Raw genomic sequence first — 23,244 nt, 5'->3', positions numbered from 1 at the left:
CCAAGAGCTACGCAGCCATGGTCACGCTGGCCTGCAGCCTACGTTGTATGCGGCAATACTTTTCGTACAAAACCTAGGGATGGTAGAAAAATGAATGTAGCGAACGATACAAGATGGATACTCGATTCAATATCAACATCATCTCCAATTCGAGAAGACTCTATGCCAATGGTCGACAACGGGTGGATTTCCGTCGGCGCCACCCCTGAGACGGGGGTGCACATCACGAAAGATCAGTTGGACAGTATTCGGCCGGTAACGGTTGATGACAACGGTGTTTATCGGGAATCGAGCGGCGAGCTTAAAATGTCGACCGAACGCGACCAGCGATCCCACTATTACGCCATTACCGGCGCGCCCCCCTGCCCTTTGGGGCCACGACGTTTATCGACGGTCCTTCAAGGGCCGTAACTTGAAAACGGTCCAGTCCGTTAATTATGGGACCGGATCGGGGCACCTTTATTATTCGAACGTCATGAAGGATTAAGGATTTTTCGCTGACGGTGATCCGCGCAGTAACATGCACATCGCCTACGCGGTGAGCGGCTAGGCAAAGTTCAGAATACCCGCCCGGAGCCGCAGCTAGAATCTTGCACTCGGACGGCGCGATAACGGCGTTGACATAGGACCACCGCGGCGACCCGGACGTGCCAGCTGGGCCGCTGCTCAGCAACCGTTCGGCGAACCCTGCCGCTTAAGACCAATGTTTACCCTGCGGCAGGGTGTCGCGCCGCTGGCCACGCGGTATACTGCCGCGCCTTTTTCCCAGCCGCTGCGCCTGAGCGGTAGCCAAGCCAATGGCCGTTTGCGCGCAAGCCCTGTGTTCGTTGCGCCGACCGCCTTATAAATGTTCCCGCCTGATAGAGGAGAACACCCATGACCGTGATCAAGCAGGATGACCTGATTCAGAGCGTCGCCGACGCCTTGCAGTTCATCTCCTATTACCACCCCGTCGACTTCATCCAGGCCATGCACGAGGCCTACCTGCGCGAAGAATCGCCCGCCGCGCGCGACTCCATGGCTCAGATCCTCATCAACTCGCGCATGTGCGCCACCGGCCACCGTCCGATCTGCCAGGACACCGGCATCGTCACCGTTTTCGTTCGCGTCGGTATGGACGTGCGCTGGGATGGCGCCACCATGAGCCTGGACGACATGATCAACGAAGGCGTGCGTCGCGCCTACAACCTGCCGGAAAACGTCCTGCGTGCCTCGATCCTCGCCGACCCGGCGGGCGCTCGCAAGAACACCAAGGACAATACCCCGGCAGTCATCCACTACTCCATCGTGCCGGGTAACACCGTGGAAGTGGACGTCGCAGCCAAGGGTGGCGGCTCGGAAAACAAATCGAAGATGGCGATGCTCAATCCGTCCGACTCGATCGTCGACTGGGTGCTGAAAACCGTTCCGACCATGGGCGCTGGCTGGTGCCCGCCCGGCATGCTCGGCATCGGTATCGGCGGTACCGCCGAGAAGGCGGCGGTCATGGCCAAGGAAGTGCTGATGGACGCCATCGACATTCACGAACTCAAGGCTCGCGGCCCGTCGAACCGTCTGGAAGAAATGCGTCTGGAGCTGTTCGAGAAGGTCAACCAGTTGGGCATCGGTGCTCAGGGCCTGGGCGGTCTGACCACCGTGCTCGACGTGAAAATCATGGATTACCCGACCCACGCAGCCTCGCTGCCGGTCTGCATGATCCCGAACTGCGCCGCCACCCGTCACGCCCACTTCGTGCTCGACGGTTCCGGCCCCGCTTCGCTGGAAGCGCCACCGCTGGACGCGTACCCGGAAATCGTCTGGGAAGCAGGTCCGTCGGCTCGCCGCGTCAACCTCGACACCCTGACCCCGGAAGACGTGCAAAGCTGGAAGCCGGGCGAAACCGTTCTGCTCAACGGCAAAATGCTCACCGGGCGCGATGCAGCGCACAAGCGCATGGTCGAGATGCTGAACAACGGCGAAACCCTGCCCGTCGATCTGAAAGGTCGCTTCATCTACTACGTCGGACCGGTCGATCCGGTCGGTGACGAAGTGGTGGGCCCGGCCGGCCCGACCACCGCCACCCGTATGGACAAGTTCACCCGTCAGATCCTCGAGCAGACCGGCCTGTTGGGCATGATCGGCAAATCCGAGCGCGGCCCGACCGCCATCGATGCCATCAAAGACAGCAAGGCCGTTTATCTGATGGCTGTCGGCGGCGCGGCTTACCTCGTCGCTCAGGCGATCAAGAAATCGCAGGTGCTGGCATTCCCTGAGCTGGGCATGGAAGCGATCTACGAGTTCGAAGTCAACGACATGCCGGTCACTGTCGCGGTCGACAGCAAAGGCGAGTCGGTCCACATCACAGGTCCTGCCATCTGGCAAAAAAAGATCAGTGAAAGCCTGGCGGTGGAAGTGCAGTAAGCATTTCCCTGGCGGTTGCAGAAAGCCCGGCCTGAGTGCCGGGCTTTTTCATGCCTGCGTTCGATGACCGATCACTTGCCCACGGCGCGCAACAAGGATGAATGTCACGCCAGTATTCACAGGTTATTCCCGACGCTGGCAACAGGGTAGCGCTACACCCGTTCAGCAGCGCCCTTGCGTTGGCAGCAGCTGGGCGACGGTGGCATCGGCGTGATCTGCGCCAGAGGTGAGCGGCTCGCCGATCAGTCTCGCCGCTCGAGGGCATTGACCACCAATCGATCCACCCAGCCCCACAACCGCTGCTTGACCCGCCGCCACAGTGGCCGCGACTGCCAGTCTTCCAGGCTGACCTCGCTGCTGACCCGAAAATCCCGCTCGAAGCTTTCACACACAGCCAGGGTCAATGCCGGGTCCATCGCTTCAAGGTTGGCCTCAAGATTGAAACGCAGGTTCCAGTGATCGAAGTTGCACGAGCCAATGCTGACCCAGTCGTCCACCAGCACCATTTTCAAGTGCAGGAAACATGGCTGGTATTCGAAGATTTTCACCCCGGCCTTGAGCAGGCGCGGATAGTAACGATGGCCCGCGTAGCGCACGGAAGGATGATCGGTGCGTGGGCCAGTCAGCAGCAGTCGCACATCGACGCCGCGTGATGCAGCTCGACGCAATGCGCGGCGGACTTTCCAGGTCGGCAGAAAATATGGGGTGGCCAGCCAGATGCGTTTTTTGCCGGTGTTCAGCGAGCGAACCAGCGATTGCAGAATGTCGCGATGCTGGCGGGAATCAGCGTACGCCACGCGGCCCAGCCCGTGACCGTTAACTGGTGCTCTGGGCAAGCGTGGCAGGCCGAAGTTTTCCGCAGGACGCCACGCGCGGCGTCGTGGGTTGGCATGAAACTGACGGTCGAACAGCGCTTGCCAGTCCAGCACCAGGGGGCCGCGAATTTCCACCATGACTTCGTGCCATTCGCTGGTGTCCAGATCGGGTCGCCAGAACTCGTCCGTTACCCCCGTTCCCCCGACCACCGCCAGCTCTTTGTCGACCAACAGCAGCTTGCGATGATCTCGGTAGAAATTGCGAATGCCGCGGCGCCAATGCACACGGTTGTAGAAACGCAGAATCACGCCCGCTTCGGTCAAGCGCGTGCGCAGGCCCAGGGTAAATGCCAGCGCACCGAAGTCATCGAACAGGCAGCGCACGATTACCCCGCGCTTCGATGCATCGACCAGCACCTGGACCACGGCTTCGGCGCAGACACCGGCTTCCACGAGATACAACTCCAGCTCCACCTGCTGCTGCGCGGCCTCGATGGCGGCGATCATGCGCGGGAAGAACGCCGGGCCGTCGATCAGTAGATTGAAACGGTTTTCTTCACGCCACGGAAAGATCGCACCTCTCATAATCAGCGCGCCCTGAAGATCAAGACAGCACCGACGGATGCAGAACCAATCACAAAAGGGTCAGCGCTCTTGGGATCGAGGCTGCCGCGCTGCTTGAGGAAGCGGGGGACTTCGCAGAGGCTGGTGATTCTGGTGGAGTTGAACGATAGGCGCGCGCACTGGCTATCCAGATACCCATTGGCCTGAGCAGGCAGCGCCATGACGGCGGGCGAGACCAGCAACAGGCGGATGAAAGTGGGCATGCGGACTCCAGAGGCGCAAATGGGCAACCTTATCCGGCTGTCAGACCGCTGGCAAACGAGTCCGTTCGTTCCCCACAGAGGATCTCGCGTCCGGCCATCAAACGCTTCGGCAGCCGGCCCGCTGTCACGCAACCATCACCAAAGCTTAATGGTGGTGACATCGGCCCTCCCTAGCCTGCACTCGTACCGCAATGCTTCGAATAATCAGTCGACCGGCCCGAACCAGACCGTGTGAAAACGTTATGAGCGAAGGTGAGGCAAGGCAAAACAAGCGAAAAATGGCCGGGGTCGCGATCGACTCCAAGTGTTCCAAATGAGCATTTTTCGCCTGCTTTTAACGCAGCATCGCCGAGCATAATAATTTTTATACAGTCTGGGACGGAGGCTGGCCCACGGAGACGCCTCATGACTCAGATCGCCAGTATTCGAGACAATAGCTCCGAACGACGCCTGCAGGCTGAGCGCCTGATTGGGCCTCAAGCCATGCGGGAAGCACAGGCTTTGCGCTTTAGTGTGTTCAGCGGCGAATTCAACGCGAAACTCAAAGGTGCCGAGCTGGGTCTGGACATAGACGATTACGACATCCATTGCATGCACATCGGTGTGCGCGACCTCGGCATGGTCGCCACTACCCGTTTGCTGGATCACAAGGCCGCCAACACCTTGGGCCGTTTCTACAGCGAAGAGGAATTCAGCTTGCATGGCCTGGGTCATCTGCAAGGCCCGATCCTGGAACTGGGTCGCACCTGCGTCGACCCGGCCTATCGCAGCGGCGGCACCATCGCCGTGCTGTGGAGCGAACTGGCCGAGGTGCTCAACGAAGGCGGCTACAGCTACCTGATGGGCTGCGCCAGCATTCCGATGCAGGATGGCGGCATTCAGGCGCACGCGATCATGCAACGTTTGCGCGAGCGTTATCTGAGCACCGAGCACCTGCGCGCTGAACCGAAGAACCCGCTGCCAAGCCTAGATCTGCCAAACAACGTCATCTGCGAAATGCCGCCACTGCTCAAGGCCTATATGCGTCTGGGCGCAAAGATCTGCGGCGAGCCTTGCTGGGACGAGGATTTCCAGGTGGCCGACGTGTTCTTTCTGCTCAAGCGTGACGAGTTGTGTCCGCGCTACGCCCGCCACTTCAAGGCAGCCGTGTGATGAACACGTTGCGCAGTCATGCGCGCGTCATTCGCGTATTGGGGGTCATCGCCCTGGGCCTGACCATCGCGGGTACTTTCGCCCTGATGGAGCGCCTGCGCTTCGGCAACTCCATGGACCGCCGCCAGCGCTGGACCCGTTGGTTCATGGTGCGACTGACCGCAGCCCTGCCGTTTCGCGTGACCGTCAGCGGCGAGCTGCCGGGCCAGCCGATGTTGTGGGTCAGCAATCACGTGTCATGGACCGATATCCCGCTGCTGGGCATGCTCGCGCCGCTGTCGTTTCTGTCCAAGGCAGAAGTGCGCACCTGGCCGGTGGCCGGTTGGCTGGCGTTGAAGGCCGGCTCCCTGTTCATCCGCCGCGGATCGGGCGACAGCAAGCTGATTCAGAAGCAGATGGGTCAGCATTTGCTGAGCAATCACTCGCTGATGATCTTTCCCGAAGGCACCACCACCGATGGCCGCAGTTTGCGTACCTTTCACGGTCGCCTGCTGTCCAGCGCGATCGAAACCGGGATTGCGCTGCAGCCAGTGGCGATTCAGTATCTGCGCGAAGGCAAGCCTGATCAGATCGCGCCGTTTGTGGGAGATGACGACCTGCTTTCGCACTTGCGTCGACTGTTCGCCAACGAAGTGAGTGAAGTGCACATCCGCTTGCTGACGCCCATTGAGTCCCGGGGCAAGGAGCGCGCGGCACTGGCGTTCGAAGCCCAGCAGGCGGTGCAGGTGGCGCTGTTTGGTGAGAAAGCTCAACCAGCCGAGGTTCGCCGGCCGGCCAGGGCAGCCTGAGCAAACGCCTGAAGCTGTGGATAGAACTCGTTGAAATCTTCGCTTAACGGCCGGTAAAGAGCCTGCAGCTCCTGCATGGCGCCGGCCAGTCCCTCGGGGCGTGACAGGCGTCGGGAAATACCGGCGAGCGCATTGCCCACCACCTCGAAATCCACATACGAACCCAGCCAGTCTTGCGCCGCCATGCGCGGAGCGATCATCGCCAGTCGCTCGGGTAAGTGCGGCTCGTTGGCCAGCACTCGATAGACCTTGTCGGTGAAGGCGTCCAGCGCTACTTCCGAATACAGCGCCCAATCCCGCGCCAGGCAATGATCGAAGAACACATCGAGCACGATCCCGGCATAACGCCGACGCTCAGCGGGGAAACGCCCTACGGCTTGCTTGATCAGCGGATGGGCATCGGTGAACACGTCAATGCGCCGATGCAGCCGGATTGCGTCTTCGATGTCGGCAGGAAACCGTCCCGGCAACAGCCCTTTGACGAAATCGCCGTACAGGCTTCCGAGCAATTGCGCGGGCGTCTGACCGCCCAGATGGAGGTGTGCGAGGTAATTCATAGGAGCTGACACCTTTGTTCAGACCCAGGCAGCCGCTGAGCAGTACACGCCTGAATGAGTGAGCTTGGACTGTCAGGCGCTAAGAATGCGTTGGCCTAGCTCACTCCCACAGACTCATGGATGAGGCCGAAATCGATGGCGAAATCCTACACCGATTGTTCTGCAAATACCCATATCGATATAACCCGATATATCGATTCGCGCTTTACTAAGTATCAAATCATATTTGTATATCGTGATTTACGGATATAAAGTTCGCCTCATCGCGATATACCGCTACAAACGGATTGAGAACGACATGCCTATCGACCTCGACGAAATAATAAAAGCCCTGGCCCACCCGATACGCCGGCAGATTCTTGGCTGGCTGAAAGACCCTGCGACCTGCTTCCCCGATCAACAACATAATTTCGATGGCGGCGTCTGCGCCGGTCAGATCGACCAACGTGCGGGGCTCTCGCAATCGACCGTCTCTGCCCATCTGGCGACGCTGCAGCGCGCCGGGCTGATCACCAGCAGAAAGCATGGCCAGTGGCATTTTTTCAAACGCAACGAAGACGCCATCCAGGCGTTTTTGCAGGAGCTGACCCAACAGCTCTGACACTCATTCAAAGGAGACGCCCGTGCCTCTATCGCTACTTATTCTGGCCCTGAGCGCCTTCGCCATCGGGACGACGGAGTTCGTCATCATGGGCCTGCTGCCCGACGTCGCCGCTGACCTGGGCGTCAGCATTCCCGGTGCCGGCTGGCTGGTGACCGGCTATGCGCTGGGTGTCGCCATCGGCGCGCCATTCATGGCCTTGGCCACCGCCAGGCTGCCGCGCAAGGGCGCGCTGGTCACGCTGATGGGGATTTTCATCATCGGCAATCTGCTCTGCGCCGTCGCCGCCGATTACAACATTCTGATGTTCGCCCGCGTGATCACAGCCCTGTGTCACGGTGCATTCTTCGGCATCGGTTCGGTGGTGGCCGCGGGGCTGGTTCCGGCCAACCGTCGCGCGTCGGCCGTGGCCCTGATGTTCACCGGCCTGACCCTGGCCAATGTGCTGGGCGTGCCACTGGGTACCGCGCTGGGCCAACAGGCTGGCTGGCGCTCGACCTTCTATGCCGTCACGGTGATTGGTGTGATTGCCTTTATCGGCCTGATCCGCTTTTTGCCGGCTAAACGCGATGAGGAAAAGCTCGACATGCGGGCCGAACTGGGCGCCCTCAAAGGCATCGGCATCTGGCTGTCGCTGAGCATGACTGCTCTGTTCGCCGCCTCGATGTTCGCCCTGTTCACCTACGTTGCCCCGCTGCTGGGCGAAGTCACCGGCGTTTCGCCCCTTGGCGTGACCTGGACTCTGCTGCTGATCGGCCTGGGCCTGACTGTGGGCAACATCATCGGCGGCAAGCTGGCGGACCGACGTCTGGCCGCCACGCTGATCGGCGTGTTCATCGCCATGGCGGTAATCTCCACCGTCCTGAGCTGGACCAGCGTTGCGCTGATCCCCGCCGAAGTGACCCTGTTCTTGTGGGCTACCGCCTCCTTCGCCGCCGTGCCCGCCCTGCAGATCAACGTGGTGACCTTCGGCAAGCAAGCACCGAACCTGGTCTCGACCCTGAACATCGGCGCCTTCAACGTCGGCAACGCCCTGGGCGCCTGGGTCGGCGGCAGCGTCATCGCCCATGGTTTCGGCCTGACCAGCGTGCCGTTGGCCGCCGGGGCCCTGGCGGTGCTGGCCCTGTTGGTGACCCTGATCAATTTCCGTCAGCGCGGTGACGCCGAGCTGGCTGCTCTGGCCAACTGATCACTCAGAATCAGCGTTTCAAAACTTGCGTCAACAGACTGCGGATTCACTTATTACCGACTGCATTGAGGACATCCCCGATGACCACCCTTTTCGACCCGATCAAGATCGGCGAACTCGACCTGGCCAACCGCATCGTCATGGCCCCGCTGACCCGCTGCCGCGCCGATGAAGGCCGAGTGCCCAACGCGATGATGGCCGAGTATTACGTACAGCGCGCATCGGCCGGCCTAATCATCACCGAAGCGACGTCGGTTACCCCGATGGGCGTTGGTTACCCGGATACGCCGGGCATCTGGTCCAATGATCAGGTTCGCGGCTGGGGCAATATCACCAAGGCCGTTCACGCCGCCGGTGGCAAGATCGTGCTGCAACTCTGGCACGTGGGCCGGATTTCGCATCCCAGCTACCTCAATGGCGAAGCGCCGGTTGCGCCGAGCGCCATTCGGCCTGAAGGCCACGTCAGCCTGGTGCGTCCGCTATCCGACTACCCAACACCTCGCGCGCTGGAACTGGCTGAAATCGAAGACGTGGTCGATGCCTACCGCGTGGGTGCGGAAAACGCCAAGGCAGCCGGTTTCGACGGTGTGGAAATCCACGGCGCCAACGGTTACCTGCTCGATCAATTCCTGCAAAGCAGCACCAATAAACGCACTGACGCGTATGGCGGGTCTCTGGAAAACCGCGCGCGTCTGCTGTTGGAAGTCACTGATGCAGCCGTGGAGGTCTGGGGCGCAGGACGCGTTGGTGTGCACCTGGCACCGCGTGCCGATTCTCACGACATGGGTGACGATAACCTGGCCGAGACGTTCACATACGTTGCCAGGAAGCTGGGCAAGCGTGGCATTGCCTTTATCTGCGCTCGTGAACGCGAACTGGACGACAGCCTGGCGCCGCGTTTGAAAGAGGCGTTTGGTGGGGTGTTCATCGCCAATGAGAAATTCACCAAGGACAGCGCGAATGCCTGGTTGGCCAGTGGCAAGGCTGACGCCGTTGCGTTTGGGGTGCCTTTCATTGCCAACCCGGACCTGCCGGCGCGGTTGGCGAAGGATGCGCCGTTGAACGAGGCCAATCCTGAGACGTTCTACAGTAAAGGGCCGGTGGGGTATGTGGACTATCCGGCGTTGTAAGGCTTAAAACGCTACCCTCACGCCCTTCGGCCTAATCGCGAGGTCGCTCCCACATTTGAAACGTGCCGCATCCTCATGGACCTGGTGGTCAGCCTTTAAAGCACGCCACGACGAGCCATTGCCGGGCACCAAAACTCACGACTGGGTCCATCAGGTCATGGCACGTCGCAACAAATGTGGGCGAGTTCGCTCGCGATTAGGCCCGAAGGGCTTCAACGTAACGTCTTAAAGCCAATCCTGAAACTACTGCCCCCGCGAATTGATCTGCTGCGACAACGTCTGAATCTGACTCTGCAGCGTATTCAAACTTCGCGTCATCTGCCCGCGAAACGCATCGAACTCCTGCGTGCTGGCCGCTGAAGACGCCGTAGCCGGCCGATTATCCTGCTCACTCTTAAGCACGATCATGTCCTGCTCCAGCCGCTCGATCGCTTGGCTGTTATTGCTCTTCTTCAGATTTGCCACATCCGCCGTCAAACCCTTGATCTGCGAATCCAGACGCTCCTGCTCCGACTTGCCATCCGGCATCGCAGCTTTCAACGCGGCCAACTCCGTCGCCACAGTCTTGAGCTGATCCTGCAACTGCTGAGTCGTCGCCTGCTGCTGCGTCGCCTGGGTGGCAATCTGCTCCAGCCGCTTGTCCAGGCCACCCTGCAAACCGGCCACGCCCTGCTGCTGTTTAGTCTGATCGGCCAGTTGATCCTGCAACGCCTTAATCTGCGCTTTCAGCGCCTCACCGCCGCTGTTGGCCACAGACTCGGTCGCCACGACCTTGCCGGAAATATCCTGCAGCCGTCCTGCCGCTTCCTCACTGATACGCGCGAAACTTTCCTGTGTCGCGACCAGTTGCTGTTCCATCAACGAAACCTGCTGAAAACTCCACCAGCCCAGGCCACAGAACGCGATGAACAACGCGGCGATCAACGCCCACAACGCGCCGGTGCCGGGGGCTTTGACCTTGACCACCGGCGTCGTGCGCGAATACACCGTGGTGCGCTCGCGGGCACCGGCGGTCGGGATGAAGTCATCGTCATCATCTCTGGCGCTGAGGCTCGGGACGTCATCGACGTCGTCATACGGATCTTTGCGCATGCGGTTCCCTTTGAAATCCGTTGATTCTTGATGGCAGAAATATACCGCCGCACGTTAGGACCATTCGAATGGCTCGCTGTTTTACAGCGCGGCGCCGTGTTGGGTTTTCCACCAGTTGCAGAACTCGTCCAGCGCGGCCCAGACGCTGATCGTTGGCTGGTAATCCAGATAATACTGGGCGCGGCTGATATCAAGGGTGAAATCTCGGCTCATGACCTGCATCCCGATTCTCGACAGCGTCGGTTCAGGTCGGCCGGGCCAAAGCATGCACGCCGCTTCATTGAGCGCCGCCGCGCTGTACCCCAGCCCGAACGAGCGATAACGCGTGACCGGCGGCAGCTGCATCTGGCGCATCACGTAATTGACCACATCCCAGATCGGAACCGGTGTGCCGTTGCTGATGTTGTACGCCTTGCCCAACGCCGACCCCGTGGCCAGCAGACTGCTGAGCAGCGCTTCGTTGAGATTCTGAATGCTGGTGAAATCGACCTTGTTCAGACCGTTGCCGATAATCGACAGGCGCTTCTTGCGCTGCATTTGCATCAGTCGCGGGAAGATACTGGTGTCACCCGCTCCCGTGACGAAACGCGGGCGCAGGGCAATCACCTCCAGGCCAAATTCCTCGGCACCGAATACCTTCTGCTCGGCCAGGTATTTGGTGGCGGCGTAGTGATTGTGGAAGCGCTTGGGCACCTTTTCCTCGCGAATGGCCAGGTGCGAATGCCCGTCGAAATAAATGGAAGACGATGACAGGTGGACCAGGCGGCGAACCTGTTGTTTGAGGCAGGCCTCAACCACATTTTCAGTGACCTGAACGTTGCCTTGGTGGAAGTCCTGCCGCCGGCCCCAGGTTCCGACCGCCCCGGCACAATGCACCACGGCTTCGACGTCGTCACATAAGGCCTGTACCAGTTCCGGGTCGTTCAGATCACCCTGGATGAATTCGGCGCCGCGTCGCATCAGATGCTCGATGCCCTCCGCGCGGCGGCCGTTGACCCGAACGCTCAATCCCTGCTCCAGGGCAAAACGCGCAAAGCGTCCGCCGATGAAGCCGCTTGCGCCGGTGACCAGAATCTTCATTTACCGCTCCGTTTGATCTATACATTTCGCATCGTTCGCCGTCTCGATGACGGCGAACGATCAGTTGCAGGAGCGCGCTGGCCGCGATTGCGGTTTGCCTGTGATCAATAAGGTGACAGGCAAACTCCCACCGCGGGCAAGCGCGCTCCTACAGGCCTTCATATTCAATACCGAGCATTGACGCTCACTCCGCCTCCAGCGGCACCAGCCATCGCCCGGCTTTTTTCGCCAGATGATCGGTCAACCGCGTCAGCAACTGTCCACCATTGCGCCAATGATGCCAGTACAGCGGCACATCGATGCAGCGATCGCTCAACAATTGCACCAGTGTGCCGCTCGCCAACTGCTCGCGAACCTGCAACTCCGGAACCAGCCCCCAGCCCATTCCGGCCTCCGTCATGCGGATAAAACCTTCAGACGACGGGCACAAATGATGCTGAAAACCGCCCTCGATACCCAGCGATTGCAGATAGCGATGCTGCAGGAAATCATCCGGCCCGAACACCAGCGCAGGCGCCCGCGCCAAAGCTTGCGGGGTGAAACCTTCCGGGAAATGTCGGGCGATGAACTCCGGGCTGGCCAGAGCACGATAGCGCATGGCGCCCAGCAACAGACTCCGGGCTCCGGCAACCGGACGCTCGCTGCCGCACAGGCATGCGGCAACTTCTCCGGCACGCATGCGCTTGAGGCCGACGTCCTGATCCTCTACCACCAGATCGATCAATACATGATGTTCGGTGCAGAAATCACCCACCGCTTGCGCCCACCACGTCGCCAGGCTGTCGGCATTGAGGGCGATACGCAGGCGTTCCGGGGCCCCGCCTTCGTCCAGAGCGGGCACCACGTTTTGCAAATCGCGCTCCAGCAAGCGCACCTGCTGCACATGATTGAGCAAACGGCGGCCGATTTCCGTCGGAATCGGCGGCGTTGCGCGCACCAGCACCGGCTGGCCGATGCGCGCCTCCAGCAGTTTGATCCGTTGCGACACCGCGGACTGCGACAGGCCCAGCACCTGCGCTGCCCGCTCGAAGCCCGCCTGTTCGACCACGGCAGCCAGCGCGGAAAGCAGTTTGTAATCGAACATCATTTTTCCTAATGAGCGATCAGGATTATTGGTTTTCCTTATACGCCTAATCCCTCGACAATCGCCACATCGATTTACTCGCGTCATGGTTATTTTTCGGAGCACGACATCATGTGGCAAAGCTACCTCAACGGCCTGTTGGTCGCGTTCGGCCTGATCATGGCCATCGGCACGCAGAACGCTTACGTCCTGGCGCAAAGCCTGCGTCGCGAACATCACTTGTCCGTTGCCGTGTTGTGCATCCTCTGCGACGTGGTGCTGGTGGCAGCCGGGGTGTTCGGGTTGGCCAATGTGTTGGCGCATAACCCGACCTTGCTCGCGGTCGCACGCTGGGGCGGTGTGGTGTTTCTGCTGTGGTACGGCGCCAAGGCCTTGCACCGCGCGCTGTCGCCGCAAAGCTTGCAGGAGGGGGACGCCAATGGTCAGCGCTCGCGGCGCGCGGTGCTGCTCACGGCATTGGCGGTGACGCTGCTCAACCCCCACGTGTATCTGGACACCGTGCTGCTGATCGGCTCGCTCGGCGCCCAGCAGACCGAGCCGGGCGCTTATGTCGCGGGCGCCGCCAGTGCGTCATTGCTGTGGTTCTCGACCCTCGCCATCTGCGCCGCCTGGCTCGCCCCCTGGCTGGCTCGTCCCGCCACCTGGCGTCTGCTGGATTTGATGGTGGCGGTGATGATGTTCAGTGTGGCGGTGCAATTGATCAGGACAGCGTAATCCGCTCGGGTTAGGGGATCGCGCAGCGAAAAAAATCTCTGCAGGAGTGAGCTTGCTCACGAAAGTGCCAGTACAGGCACAGTAGATTTAGCGCTCGGTACCCACTTTCGTGAGCAAGTTCACTCCCACAGGTTAGCGCTCGCCCCCTGACGGCATGCAGGGTCAAGCGGCCACAATTACGGTGCCGTTCAGCCTGCAAAATATCCATCACTCCACACGCAAAAGCTCTGGAACCTCTATCCCACACAGTTATTGCGTGGTTATGGGCCGGGCCCGGTGCTATGATCCAGCCCCTGCGTCGCAAAGAGTAAAAACTCGTCGGCGTATGTTATGTCTGGCCGCCCGTGATCGGCCTTGCGCTAAGCGCAACTGACCTGATTAGGAGAATTACCATGGCTTTCGAATTGCCGCCGCTGCCGTACGCACACGATGCTCTGGCACCGCACATATCCAAGGAAACACTGGAATACCACCACGACAAGCACCACAACACCTATGTCGTGAACCTGAATAACCTGGTGCCTGGCACCGAGTTCGAAGGCAAGACACTGGAAGAAATCGTCAAATCTTCCTCGGGCGGTATCTTCAACAACGCAGCCCAGGTCTGGAACCACACCTTCTACTGGAACTGCCTGGCCCCAAATGCTGGCGGTCAACCAACCGGCGCGCTGGCTGATGCCATCAACGCTGCATTCGGTTCGTTCGACAAGTTCAAGGAAGAGTTCAGCAAGACCTCCATCGGCACCTTCGGCTCCGGCTGGGGCTGGCTGGTGAAGAAGGCTGACGGCTCCCTGGCCCTGGCCAGCACCATCGGCGCCGGCAACCCGCTGACCAGCGGCGACACCCCGCTGCTGACCTGCGACGTGTGGGAACACGCTTACTACATCGACTACCGCAACCTGCGTCCAAAATACGTCGAAGCATTCTGGAACCTGGTGAACTGGAAGTTCGTCGCCGAGCAGTTCGAAGGCAAGGCATTCACCGCCTGATTACTGTCTCAAATGAAAAAAGCCCGGCTCGCCGGGTTTTTTTTCGCCTTCTGTTCGCTGTTTATGTATTGTCAGAAAACGATAGCCGACTAACATCAGTTTCGGTGTGAATTGACGAAACGACGTTCAAGTTCACCCCCCTGTTTACCGACACAGTATCGATAGCCTGACTTGCCTGCATGTGAATCGTTATCCGAATGAACGGGTCAAGGGTGTTTCGCGACCTTGACGCCAATGGTCTGCAGTGCCAATGCTTGCAAGCCAGCATGGATGAAGGAATGCCCATTTGAAGCTGGAACTCAAAAACAGCTTGTCGGTAAAGCTGCTGCGTGTGGTGTTATTGTCGGCGCTGGTCGTGGGCGTCGTGCTCAGTTGCGCGCAGATTGTCTATGACGCTTACAAGACCCGACAGGCCGTCGCCACCGATGCCGAGCGGATTCTGGGCATGTTCCGAGACCCCTCGACGCAGGCGGTCTACAGCCTGGACCGGGAAATGGGCATGCAGGTCATCGAGGGTCTGTTTCAGGACAAGGCCGTGCGCATGGCCTCCATTGGACACCCTAACGAAACCCTGCTTGCGGAAAAAACCCGCGACCTCAAGCCGTCCCCTACCCGCTGGCTGACCGACCCGATTCTCGGCCAGGAACGCAGTTTCACTACGCAACTGGTCGGCCGTAGCCCTTACAGCGAGTATTACGGGGATCTGCGCATTACGCTGGACACCGCCACGTACGGCGAAGGCTTCCTGATCAACTCGATGATCATCTTCATCTCCGGCGTGTTGCGCGCGCTGGCGATGGGCCTGGTGTTGTATCTGGTCTATCACTGGCTGCTGACCAAGCCGCTGTCGCGAATCATCGAGCACCTGACCAGCATCAACCCCGACCGCCCCAGCGAACATCAGTTGCCGCTGCTCAAAGGCCACGAAAAGAACGAACTGGGTCTGTGGGTCAACACCGCGAACCAACTGCTCGCCTCGATCGAACGCAATACCCACTTGCGCCACGAAGCCGAATCGAGTCTGTTGCGCATGGCTCAATACGACTTCCTTACCGGCTTGCCCAATCGCCAGCAATTGCAGCAGCAACTGGACAAGATTCTGGTCGACGCCGGACGCATGCAGCACCGGGTCGCTGTGTTGTGCTTCGGCCTGGATGACTTCAAAGGAATCAACGAACAATTCAGCTATCAGGCGGGCGATCAGCTGTTGCTCGCGCTCGCCGATCGCTTGCGCGGACACAGCGGTCGTCTAGGCGCGCTGGCACGTCTGGGTGGCGATCAGTTTGCTCTGGTTCAGGCCAATATCGAACAGCCCTATGAAGCCGCGGAGCTGGCGCAGAACATCCTCGACGACCTGGAAGCGCCATTCACTGTGGACGGGGAAGAAATTCACCTGCGAGCCACCATCGGCATCACCCTGTTTCCGGAAGACGGCGACAGCACCGAAAAGCTGCTGCAAAAAGCTGAACAGACCATGACCCTGGCCAAGACTCGCTCGCGCAACCGCTATCAGTTTTATATCGCCAGCGTCGACAGCGAGATACGTCGCCGTCGAGAGCTGGAGAAGGACCTGCGCGAAGCTTTGGTGCGCAATCAGTTTCACTTGGTGTATCAGCCCCAGATCAACTATCGCGACCATCGGGTGGTAGGTGTCGAGGCGCTGATTCGCTGGACCCACCCCGAGCATGGTTTCGTGCCTCCGGATCAATTCATTCCGCTGGCCGAACAAAACGGCACCATCATTGCCATAGGCGAATGGGTACTCGATCAGGCCTGCAAACAGTTGCGCGAATGGCACGACCAGGGCTTCACCGATTTGCGCATGGCGGTAAACCTGTCAACCGTGCAACTGCACCACTCCGAACTGCCGCGAGTGGTGAACAACCTGCTGCAGATCTATCGGCTGCCGCCACGCAGTCTGGAACTGGAGGTCACCGAGACCGGCCTGATGGAAGACATCAGCACCGCCGCCCAGCATCTGCTCAGCCTGCGCCGCTCCGGCGCGTTGATCGCTATCGATGACTTCGGGACCGGCTATTCCTCGCTTAGCTATCTGAAGAGTCTGCCGCTGGACAAGATCAAGATCGACAAGAGCTTCGTGCAGGATCTGATTGACGACGACGATGATGACGACGCGACCATCGTGCGCGCCATCATTCAGTTGGGCAAAAGCCTGGGGATGCAGGTCATTGCCGAAGGCGTGGAAACCGTCGAGCAGGAGGCGTATATCATCTCCGAGGGTTGCAACGAAGGTCAGGGTTATCTCTACAGCAAGCCGCTGCCCGCTCGGGAATTACTGGCTTACCTGAAACAGGCGCAGCGAACGCAGGTTAGGGTGTTGTAGCGTTTACCCCGGTCTGATGCAGGAGCGCGCCTGCAGGCGATCGATCTGGTAACGATCATAAAACCGGCCTCCCTGTGCATGACGGGTTCACTGCGTTCAGATCTGGCTGCCGGTTCCCGGCAGATCAAAGGCAAGCACGCTCTTGCGGTTGCGCCTTGAAACCCTGTAACAGCTTGAAATACCTTGAAATACCTCCCCTCCCCGATCACAGCGTTTTGCCTTTACACGGAATGCAAATCTTTCGCATCATTGCGCGGTTTTTTGGCGTTCGCCATCGTTCACACACTTCTTCGACGCAGGATCCCGTCATGATTCGTACGCCCCTGGCTACCGCCAGTCTGCTGGCCATCGCTATCGCTTTGGCTGGTTGCGACCAAGGCAAGGACAAGCCAACCGCCGCTGCGCCAACTCCCGCTCCGGCGCCGGTTTCAGCACTGGCTGCCACGCCAGCCCACATCAGCGATGCTGCTGCCAAGGCCGTGGTCGCGAACTATGCCAACATCGTATTCGCCGCGTTCAGCGACGCCGAATCCACCGCGAAGACACTCAGTACCGCCGTCGACGCCTTCCTCGCTTCTCCCAACGACCAGACGCTGAAAGCCGCCCGCGACGCCTGGCTAGCAGCGCGAATCCCTTACATGCAGACCGAAGTGTTCCGCTTCGGCAACACCATCATCGATGACTGGGAAGGCCAGGTGAACGCCTGGCCCCTGGACGAGGGCCTGATCGACTACGTCGCCAAGGATTACCAACACGCGCTGGGCAACCCCGGCGCAACCGCCAACATCATCGCCAACACCTCAGTGCAGGTCGGCGAAGACAAGGTCGATGTCACCGAGATCACCCCTGAGAAGCTGGCCAGCCTGAACGAACTGGGCGGCTCCGAAGCCAACGTCGCCACCGGCTATCACGCCATCGAATTCCTGCTCTGGGGCCAGGACCTGCACGGCACCGGCCCAGGCGCCGGCGAGCGTCCTGCCAGCGATTACCTCGAAGGCGCCGGCGCCACCGGCGGCTACAATGATCGCCGTCGCGCTTACCTGAGAGCCGTCACTGACCTGCTCGTGAGCGATCTGGAAGAAATGGTCGGCAACTGGAAACCGGACGTCGCCGACAACTACCGCGCCACCCTTGAGGCCGAGTCGGGTGAAAGCGGCCTGCGCAAAATGCTGTTCGGCATGGGCAGCCTGTCGCTGGGTGAGTTGGCGGGCGAGCGCATGAAGGTGGCACTGGAAGCCAACTCCAGCGAGGACGAACATGACTGCTTCAGCGACAACACCCACAACTCGCACTTCTACAACGCGCTGGGCATCCGCAACGTCTACCTGGGCGAATACACCCGCGTAGATGGCAGCAAGGTCAGCGGCCCGAGCCTGTCCTCGCTGGTGGCCAAGGCTGACGCCGCCACCGACAGCACCGTGCGCGCCGATCTGGACGCCACCCAGGCCACATTGCAGGTCATCGTCGATCACGCCAACAAGGGTGAACATTTCGACCAACTGATCGCGGCTGGCAACACCGCAGGCAACCAGGTCGTTCGCGATGCCATTGCCGCACTGGTCAAACAGACCGGCGCCATCGAGCAAGCCGCAGGCAAGCTGGGCATCACCGACCTGAACCCGGACAACGCCGAGCACGAGTTCTGATTGACGCAGCAGCGCGCTCGCGAGAGCCGGTTCAAATGATCTGATAAAAACCGCCAATCCGCGCCCGGGTTGGCTTTTTTTTTCCCGTCAAATCCGCCTTCTTCCCTTGTAAACAAGGGAGTTTCGAGGACCGATCCGTAACTTATGTAGGCCGTTTCCTGTTCAGTCTCTGTCGGATTGAACGCCCCCTAATCGGCCGTCGATCATGCGCACTTCCTTGACCCCATCCCATCCAGGAGGAGACAGACAGTGCCCAAGAGAAACAAGAAAAGGTGCCGCGTCAACAAGCTCAAAGCCAACAATTACGGAATCCATCTATTGGTCGGCACCAAGGGTCCGCGCGCTTGGAAAGTGACGATCTATCGCGATGGCAGGACCTTTAACAGACTCTTCTCATTCTCTCGCTATGGCGGACGTGAAGCCGCTCGCAAGGCCGCCGATGCCTGCCGCGACGAACTGATCCTGACGCATCTGCCCAAGCTCAGCCGGGACATTCGCCAACGCATCATCGCCACCAATACCAGCGGCTACCCCGGCGTGCACTACCGCTGTTACACCGGCATCGCCTATTGGGTGGCGCGCACCACCTTGCGCAACGGCAGCAGCGTGACCAAGTCATTCAGGGTCGAGTACTACGGCTATGAGCGGGCCAAGGAGCTGGCCATCCGCGAGCGGGAACGCCAGCTCGACAGTATCGGCGACTACCGATCGTTCAAAGTGGTCGAGGGCGAGCGGCGTTTGATACAGCTGATGATGGAGAACCCTTCGCTGGAAATCACCGGCATCTGAGGACGCTCGACGGCCAGGCACCCGCTCTGTCAGCAAATTGGTAACAACACGTTTCGAGAGGCACTTACAAACGCTAATCCCTCTTATTCGTCAAAGACGGGGCTGGTAAGCTTGCTCGCCCCGATTTCCACCCCTCTGCAGGATGTGTATGACTCCGCGGTTTCGTCCTTCGATGTTCCTGCTGATGGCTTCGGCCCTTGGCGGTTGCGATGACGCCCCGCGTTTCACCGCCGCCGAGCCTGGCGAAACGCAATCAGGTGGCGCCGCAACCGTCAATCGCAGTGACCGCAACGCATTTTCCCTGCCCTCGGCCAACCTCTCGTCCACCCGGCGTCTGGACTTCAGCGTCGGCAACAGTTTCTTCCGTAATCCGTGGGTGATCGCGCCCTCCACTACCACTGCGCGGGACGGTCTCGGGCCACTGTTCAACACCAATGCCTGTCAGAACTGCCACATCAAGGACGGTCGCGGTCACCCGCCCGAGCCCGGTGCCGACAATGCGGTATCGATGTTGGTGCGGCTGTCGATTCCCAATGACCCGGCCTACGCCGACCGCGTCCGTGAACTGGGGCTGACACCCGAACCGGTCTACGGCATTCAGTTGCAGGATATGGCCATTCCCGGTGTCACGCCTGAAGCCCGTGTGCGCGTCGAATACGACTCGATGACCGTGCATTTCCGCGACGGCACACCCGCTCAACTGCGTCGCCCTACCTTGCGGATCACCCAACCCGGCTACGGCCCGATGCATCCGCAGACCCGCACCTCGGCCCGCATTGCGCCGCCGATGATCGGCCTCGGCCTTCTGGAGGCGATCCCGGAAGCGGCGATTCTGGCCAACGCTAATCCCGACGACAGCAAAGGCACCGGCATCACCGGCACACCGAACATGGTCTGGGATGACGCGCAGCAGAAAACCGTGCTCGGGCGCTTTGGCTGGAAAGCTTCGCAGCCGAGCATCAATCAACAGAACGTGCATGCGCTGGCCGGGGACATGGGCCTGACCACGACCCTCAAACCCCTCGACGACTGCACCCCCACGCAGACCGCCTGCCTCGAAGCGCCCAGCGGCGAGGGTCCAAACGACGAGCCGGAAGTCAGCGACAACATTCTGCGTCTGATCACGTTCTACACCCGCAATCTCGGGGTGCCGGCGCGGCGCGATGTGGCTGACCCGCAGGTGTTGCAAGGCAAGAATCTGTTCTTCAAAGCGGGTTGCCAGCAGTGTCATACGCCGCAATTCACCACCTCAGCCGACGCCGCGGAGCCTGAATTGGCGAATCAGGTGATACGTCCTTACACCGACCTGCTGCTGCACGACATGGGCGAAGGGCTGGCGGACAACCTCAGTGAGTTCCAGGCCAATGGCCAGCAATGGCGCACGCCGCCCTTGTGGGGCATCGGGTTAACCGAGACGGTCAGCGGACACACGCAGTTCCTGCATGACGGGCGCGCCCGCAATCTGATGGAAGCGGTGCTCTGGCATGGCGGTGAAGCGCTGCCAGCCCAGCGTCAGGTGCTGGCTTTCGATGAGCAGCAACGGGCTGCCCTGCTGGCGTTCCTGAACTCTCTGTAAACCTCATTTCTGAAGATAAGGAGCCGGACATGTTCCGTCCCAAGCTGTTGTTCACCAGCCTCGCCGCGCTCGCGCTGGGTGCTTGTGCACCCTCGGACCCGCAGGCGGTGACGTCTGCCGCCATCGCCAGGCAAGTGATCCTGCCGACCTACAGCCGCTGGGTCGACGCTGACCGGCAACTGGCGGCCAGCGCGCTGGCCTTCTGCGAAGGCAAGACCGATCTGGACACCGCTCGAGCCGACTTCCTGCATGCGCAAAAGGCGTGGGCCCAGTTACAGCCGCTGCTGATCGGCCCATTGGCAGAGGGCAACCGCTCGTGGCAGATCCAGTTCTGGCCGGACAAGAAAAACCTCGTCGGCCGTCAGGTCGAGCAACTGGTCACTACCCAACCGCAGATCAGCGCCGATGCGCTGGGCAAATCCAGCGTGGTGGTTCAGGGCCTGTCGGCCTATGAATACATCCTGTTCGACGCCGATATCCACATGGCCAACGCCGAGCAGAAAGCTCGTTACTGTCCATTGTTGACCGCCATCGGCGAGCGTCAGAAAACGTTGGCCGAGGAGATCCTCAACAGCTGGAACAGGGAGGACGGCATGCTCGCGCAGCTGAGCAAATTCCCCAACCAGCGCTATGCCGACTCCCGCGAAGCCATTGCTGAACTGCTGCGCGTACAAGTCACCGCGCTGGACACCCTGAAGAAAAAACTGGGCACGCCGCTCGGTCGCCAGTCCAAGGGCGTGCCGCAGCCGTTCCAGGCCGAGGCCTGGCGCAGCAAGGCGTCCCTGAGCAGCCTGCAAGCCAGCCTGGAAAGCGCACAAGCGGTGTGGTCAGGTGTGGACAACAAAGGCTTGCGTGGCTTGTTGCCCACCGAACACAAACCGCTGGCCGACAGGATCGACGCAGCCTACGCCGAGAGTCGCAAACAGCTGACAGCCCTGAAGCCGCCTCTGGTTGAGCTGCTGGCCTCGGAACAGGGTCGCCAGCAACTGAACGCGTTCTACGACACCCTCAACGTGGTCCACCGCCTGCACGAAGGCGAACTGGCCAAGGCGTTGGGAATTCAGCTGGGTTTCAACGCCAATGATGGTGACTGATATGTTGCGACGCCAGGCTCTGGCCCTTGGCAGCCTTGTCCTCAGCGCTTGCACCCTGAGTGGCTGGACACTGTTCAGGAAAAAAGGCGAAAGCCCGCTGTTGCTGTCGGCCCGCGACGACGGCGACGGCCGGCATTATGCCGTGGGCTATCGCGTGGACGGCACTCAGGTGTTCGCCACCCAGGTTGCCCAGCGTTGTCACGACATCGTCAACCACCCGCAGTTACCGATCGCCTTGTTCGTCGCCAGAAGGCCGGGGACCGAAAGTTACCTGATCGACCTGCGCGATGGCCGTCTTCTGCAGACCATCAGCTCCCGGCCCGACCGGCACTTTTACGGCCACGCGGTGATCCACAACAGCGGAAAATGGCTGTACGCCACCGAGAACGACACCACCGATCCGGGCCGCGGTCTGCTCGGTGTGTATCGGTTCGTCGGTGAGCGTCTGGAACACGCCGGCGAGATTCCCACCCACGGCATCGGGCCGCATCAGGTGTCGTGGTTGCCGGATAGCGAAACCCTTGTGGTGGCCAATGGCGGCATTCGGACCGAAGCGGAAAGCCGCGTCGAGATGAACCTTGATGCGATGGAACCGAGTCTGGTGCTGATGCGACGGGACGGCACGCTGCTGAGCAGGGAAAGCCTGTCGCAGCAGATGAACAGCGTGCGGCATATGGCGATAGCCAGCGACGGCACCATCGTTGCCGGTCAGCAATTCATGGGGCCGTCCCATGAGCCCGCCGAGCTGCTGGCGATCAAGCGTCCGGGGCAGCCATTCCAGGCGTTCCCCGTTGCCGAACAGCAGTTGCAGGCCATGGCCCACTACACCGCCAGTGTCGCCGTGCACGACGAGTTGCGCCTCGTGGCGTTAACCGCGCCGCGGGGCAATCGTTTCTTCATTTGGGATCTGGACAGCGGCGAGCTCCGACTCGACGCGCCGCTGCCCGATTGCGCGGGGGTGGGCGCAGTGGCTGATGGTTTTGTCGTGACCTCGGGCCAGGGTCGCTGCCGATTCTACGATTGCCGCCAGAACACGCTGGTAGCGCAGCCGTTGGAGCTGCCAGCGGGGCTGTGGGACAACCATTTGCATCTGGTTTGATCAGGAGCTGGCTGGAGGGCGCTACTTTGATGCCCTTTGGGCCTTTCAAGAGCAGACCGGGTGGATAGTTTTTAGTAGTTGGCTTGGCATTGTGACTTTGAAGCCCTGCGGGCCTTTCGCGAGCAAGCTCGCTCCCACATTTGCTGCAACGTACCATGGCCTGATGGACCGAGTTGGTAGCCTTGGTGCCAGGCTCGGATGATTGGCGTTTGCTTCCAGAGCGTCAAATCGGTCTGCCAGAATGCGGCACGTTGCAAAAGATGTGGGAGCGAGCTTGC

At 60.4% G+C, this 23,244-nt stretch carries 20 protein-coding genes; 14 read left to right on the top strand and 6 right to left on the bottom strand.

The features are described from left to right. Positions 1–876: 876 nt before the first annotated feature. Positions 877–2,400, top strand: a complete 1,524-nt coding sequence (locus CE491_RS12030; RefSeq protein WP_110948563.1) for a fumarate hydratase — start codon at positions 877–879, stop codon at positions 2,398–2,400. 242 nt (positions 2,401–2,642) lie between these two features. On the opposite strand, the gene CE491_RS12025 is transcribed toward CE491_RS12030, so the two are convergent. Both CE491_RS12025 and CE491_RS12020 read right to left on the bottom strand, forming a co-directional pair. Then, positions 2,643–3,800, bottom strand: a complete 1,158-nt coding sequence (locus CE491_RS12025; RefSeq protein ID WP_110948562.1) for a phospholipase D-like domain-containing protein — start codon at positions 3,798–3,800, stop codon at positions 2,643–2,645. A gap of 2 nt (positions 3,801–3,802) precedes the next feature. Continuing rightward, the gene (locus tag CE491_RS12020) at positions 3,803–4,042 is read right to left on the bottom strand and encodes a hypothetical protein (protein ID WP_110948561.1); all 240 of its coding nucleotides are present in this window, start codon (positions 4,040–4,042) and stop codon (positions 3,803–3,805) included. 405 nt (positions 4,043–4,447) lie between these two features. Between CE491_RS12020 and olsB the strand changes: the two genes are divergently transcribed. Together olsB and CE491_RS12010 are read left to right on the top strand one after the other, a co-directional pair. After that, positions 4,448–5,194 carry an L-ornithine N(alpha)-acyltransferase gene (olsB, locus tag CE491_RS12015; RefSeq protein ID WP_110948560.1) on the top strand — a complete coding sequence of 249 codons (747 nt, stop codon included), beginning with the start codon at positions 4,448–4,450 and terminating at the stop codon, positions 5,192–5,194. Next, positions 5,194–5,982 carry a lysophospholipid acyltransferase family protein gene (locus CE491_RS12010; protein WP_110948559.1) on the top strand — a complete coding sequence of 263 codons (789 nt, stop codon included), beginning with the start codon at positions 5,194–5,196 and terminating at the stop codon, positions 5,980–5,982. The genes olsB and CE491_RS12010 overlap by 1 nt, the downstream gene beginning before the upstream one ends. On the opposite strand, the gene CE491_RS12005 is transcribed toward CE491_RS12010, so the two are convergent. Beyond that, positions 5,943–6,539, bottom strand: a complete 597-nt coding sequence (locus CE491_RS12005; RefSeq protein ID WP_110948558.1) for an acyl carrier protein phosphodiesterase — start codon at positions 6,537–6,539, stop codon at positions 5,943–5,945. The two genes, CE491_RS12010 and CE491_RS12005, sit on opposite strands and share 40 nt — an antisense overlap. 298 nt (positions 6,540–6,837) lie before the next feature. Here CE491_RS12005 and CE491_RS12000 point away from each other — a divergent pair, with 298 nt between their 5' ends. The 3 genes from CE491_RS12000 (at position 6,838) to CE491_RS11990 (ending at position 9,459) form a co-directional block, all read left to right on the top strand. After that, complete coding sequence (locus CE491_RS12000) at positions 6,838–7,140, top strand: ArsR/SmtB family transcription factor (protein WP_110948557.1); 303 nt, start codon at positions 6,838–6,840, stop codon at positions 7,138–7,140. A gap of 22 nt (positions 7,141–7,162) precedes the next feature. Beyond that, entirely contained in the window at positions 7,163–8,329 is a 1,167-nt protein-coding gene (locus tag CE491_RS11995) for an MFS transporter (protein WP_110948556.1), read from the top strand. A gap of 80 nt (positions 8,330–8,409) precedes the next feature. Further along, entirely contained in the window at positions 8,410–9,459 is a 1,050-nt protein-coding gene (locus CE491_RS11990) for an alkene reductase (protein ID WP_110948555.1), read from the top strand. Positions 9,460–9,702: 243 nt separating this feature from the next. On the opposite strand, the gene CE491_RS11985 is transcribed toward CE491_RS11990, so the two are convergent. The 3 genes from CE491_RS11985 to CE491_RS11975 form a co-directional block, all read right to left on the bottom strand. Beyond that, complete coding sequence (locus CE491_RS11985; RefSeq protein WP_110948554.1) at positions 9,703–10,551, bottom strand: ATPase; 849 nt, start codon at positions 10,549–10,551, stop codon at positions 9,703–9,705. Between the two features lie 81 nt (positions 10,552–10,632). Then, positions 10,633–11,631 (bottom strand): NAD-dependent epimerase/dehydratase family protein, encoded by a 999-nt coding sequence (locus tag CE491_RS11980; protein ID WP_110948553.1) that lies wholly within the window; start codon positions 11,629–11,631, stop codon positions 10,633–10,635. A 184-nt stretch (positions 11,632–11,815) separates the two neighbouring features. Further along, on the bottom strand, positions 11,816–12,715 hold the full coding sequence (locus tag CE491_RS11975; protein ID WP_110948569.1) for a LysR family transcriptional regulator ArgP: 900 nt from the start codon (positions 12,713–12,715) through the stop codon (positions 11,816–11,818). A gap of 111 nt (positions 12,716–12,826) precedes the next feature. On the opposite strand from CE491_RS11975, the gene CE491_RS11970 reads away from it, so the two are divergent. From CE491_RS11970 to CE491_RS11935, 8 genes are all read left to right on the top strand, one after another. Next, positions 12,827–13,429, top strand: coding sequence for a LysE/ArgO family amino acid transporter (locus tag CE491_RS11970; RefSeq protein ID WP_110948552.1), 603 nt, complete (start codon positions 12,827–12,829; stop codon positions 13,427–13,429). 392 nt (positions 13,430–13,821) lie between these two features. Next, entirely contained in the window at positions 13,822–14,418 is a 597-nt protein-coding gene (locus CE491_RS11965; RefSeq protein ID WP_062384041.1) for a superoxide dismutase, read from the top strand. A gap of 286 nt (positions 14,419–14,704) precedes the next feature. Further along, a complete protein-coding gene (locus CE491_RS11960) occupies positions 14,705–16,762 on the top strand; it encodes a putative bifunctional diguanylate cyclase/phosphodiesterase (RefSeq protein WP_110948551.1) in 2,058 nt (685 codons plus the stop codon). A gap of 308 nt (positions 16,763–17,070) precedes the next feature. Beyond that, the gene (locus tag CE491_RS11955; protein WP_110948550.1) at positions 17,071–18,408 is read left to right on the top strand and encodes an imelysin family protein; all 1,338 of its coding nucleotides are present in this window, start codon (positions 17,071–17,073) and stop codon (positions 18,406–18,408) included. A 249-nt stretch (positions 18,409–18,657) separates the two neighbouring features. After that, positions 18,658–19,197 (top strand): AP2/ERF family transcription factor, encoded by a 540-nt coding sequence (locus CE491_RS11950; protein ID WP_110948549.1) that lies wholly within the window; start codon positions 18,658–18,660, stop codon positions 19,195–19,197. Positions 19,198–19,345: 148 nt separating this feature from the next. Beyond that, positions 19,346–20,773, top strand: coding sequence for a di-heme oxidoreductase family protein (locus CE491_RS11945; RefSeq protein WP_110948548.1), 1,428 nt, complete (start codon positions 19,346–19,348; stop codon positions 20,771–20,773). Positions 20,774–20,802: 29 nt separating this feature from the next. After that, entirely contained in the window at positions 20,803–21,867 is a 1,065-nt protein-coding gene (locus CE491_RS11940; RefSeq protein ID WP_110948547.1) for an imelysin family protein, read from the top strand. A gap of 1 nt (position 21,868) precedes the next feature. After that, positions 21,869–22,966, top strand: a complete 1,098-nt coding sequence (locus CE491_RS11935; RefSeq protein WP_110948546.1) for a DUF1513 domain-containing protein — start codon at positions 21,869–21,871, stop codon at positions 22,964–22,966. Positions 22,967–23,244 lie beyond the last annotated feature (278 nt).

Source organism: Pseudomonas bohemica, from assembly GCF_002934685.1.
GTDB lineage: Bacteria > Pseudomonadota > Gammaproteobacteria > Pseudomonadales > Pseudomonadaceae > Aquipseudomonas > Aquipseudomonas bohemica.
This window is presented reverse-complemented; position numbering and strand designations above follow the sequence as displayed.

What these genes read in the sequence shown, in the direction of transcription:
- CE491_RS11990 (WP_110948555.1), top strand. Translation starts at nt 8,410, where the DNA reads ATGACCACCCTTTTCGACCCGATCAAGATCGGCGAACTCGACCTGGCC.
- CE491_RS12010 (WP_110948559.1), top strand. Translation starts at nt 5,194, where the DNA reads ATGAACACGTTGCGCAGTCATGCGCGCGTCATTCGCGTATTGGGGGTC.
- CE491_RS11970 (WP_110948552.1), top strand. Translation starts at nt 12,827, where the DNA reads ATGTGGCAAAGCTACCTCAACGGCCTGTTGGTCGCGTTCGGCCTGATC.
- olsB (WP_110948560.1), top strand. Translation starts at nt 4,448, where the DNA reads ATGACTCAGATCGCCAGTATTCGAGACAATAGCTCCGAACGACGCCTG.
- CE491_RS11980 (WP_110948553.1), bottom strand. Translation starts at nt 11,631, where the DNA reads ATGAAGATTCTGGTCACCGGCGCAAGCGGCTTCATCGGCGGACGCTTT.
- CE491_RS12030 (WP_110948563.1), top strand. Translation starts at nt 877, where the DNA reads ATGACCGTGATCAAGCAGGATGACCTGATTCAGAGCGTCGCCGACGCC.
- CE491_RS11935 (WP_110948546.1), top strand. Translation starts at nt 21,869, where the DNA reads ATGTTGCGACGCCAGGCTCTGGCCCTTGGCAGCCTTGTCCTCAGCGCT.
- CE491_RS11975 (WP_110948569.1), bottom strand. Translation starts at nt 12,715, where the DNA reads ATGTTCGATTACAAACTGCTTTCCGCGCTGGCTGCCGTGGTCGAACAG.
- CE491_RS11965 (WP_062384041.1), top strand. Translation starts at nt 13,822, where the DNA reads ATGGCTTTCGAATTGCCGCCGCTGCCGTACGCACACGATGCTCTGGCA.
- CE491_RS11940 (WP_110948547.1), top strand. Translation starts at nt 20,803, where the DNA reads ATGTTCCGTCCCAAGCTGTTGTTCACCAGCCTCGCCGCGCTCGCGCTG.
- CE491_RS12025 (WP_110948562.1), bottom strand. Translation starts at nt 3,800, where the DNA reads ATGAGAGGTGCGATCTTTCCGTGGCGTGAAGAAAACCGTTTCAATCTA.
- CE491_RS12005 (WP_110948558.1), bottom strand. Translation starts at nt 6,539, where the DNA reads ATGAATTACCTCGCACACCTCCATCTGGGCGGTCAGACGCCCGCGCAA.
- CE491_RS11985 (WP_110948554.1), bottom strand. Translation starts at nt 10,551, where the DNA reads ATGCGCAAAGATCCGTATGACGACGTCGATGACGTCCCGAGCCTCAGC.
- CE491_RS12020 (WP_110948561.1), bottom strand. Translation starts at nt 4,042, where the DNA reads ATGCCCACTTTCATCCGCCTGTTGCTGGTCTCGCCCGCCGTCATGGCG.
- CE491_RS11955 (WP_110948550.1), top strand. Translation starts at nt 17,071, where the DNA reads ATGATTCGTACGCCCCTGGCTACCGCCAGTCTGCTGGCCATCGCTATC.
- CE491_RS12000 (WP_110948557.1), top strand. Translation starts at nt 6,838, where the DNA reads ATGCCTATCGACCTCGACGAAATAATAAAAGCCCTGGCCCACCCGATA.
- CE491_RS11945 (WP_110948548.1), top strand. Translation starts at nt 19,346, where the DNA reads ATGACTCCGCGGTTTCGTCCTTCGATGTTCCTGCTGATGGCTTCGGCC.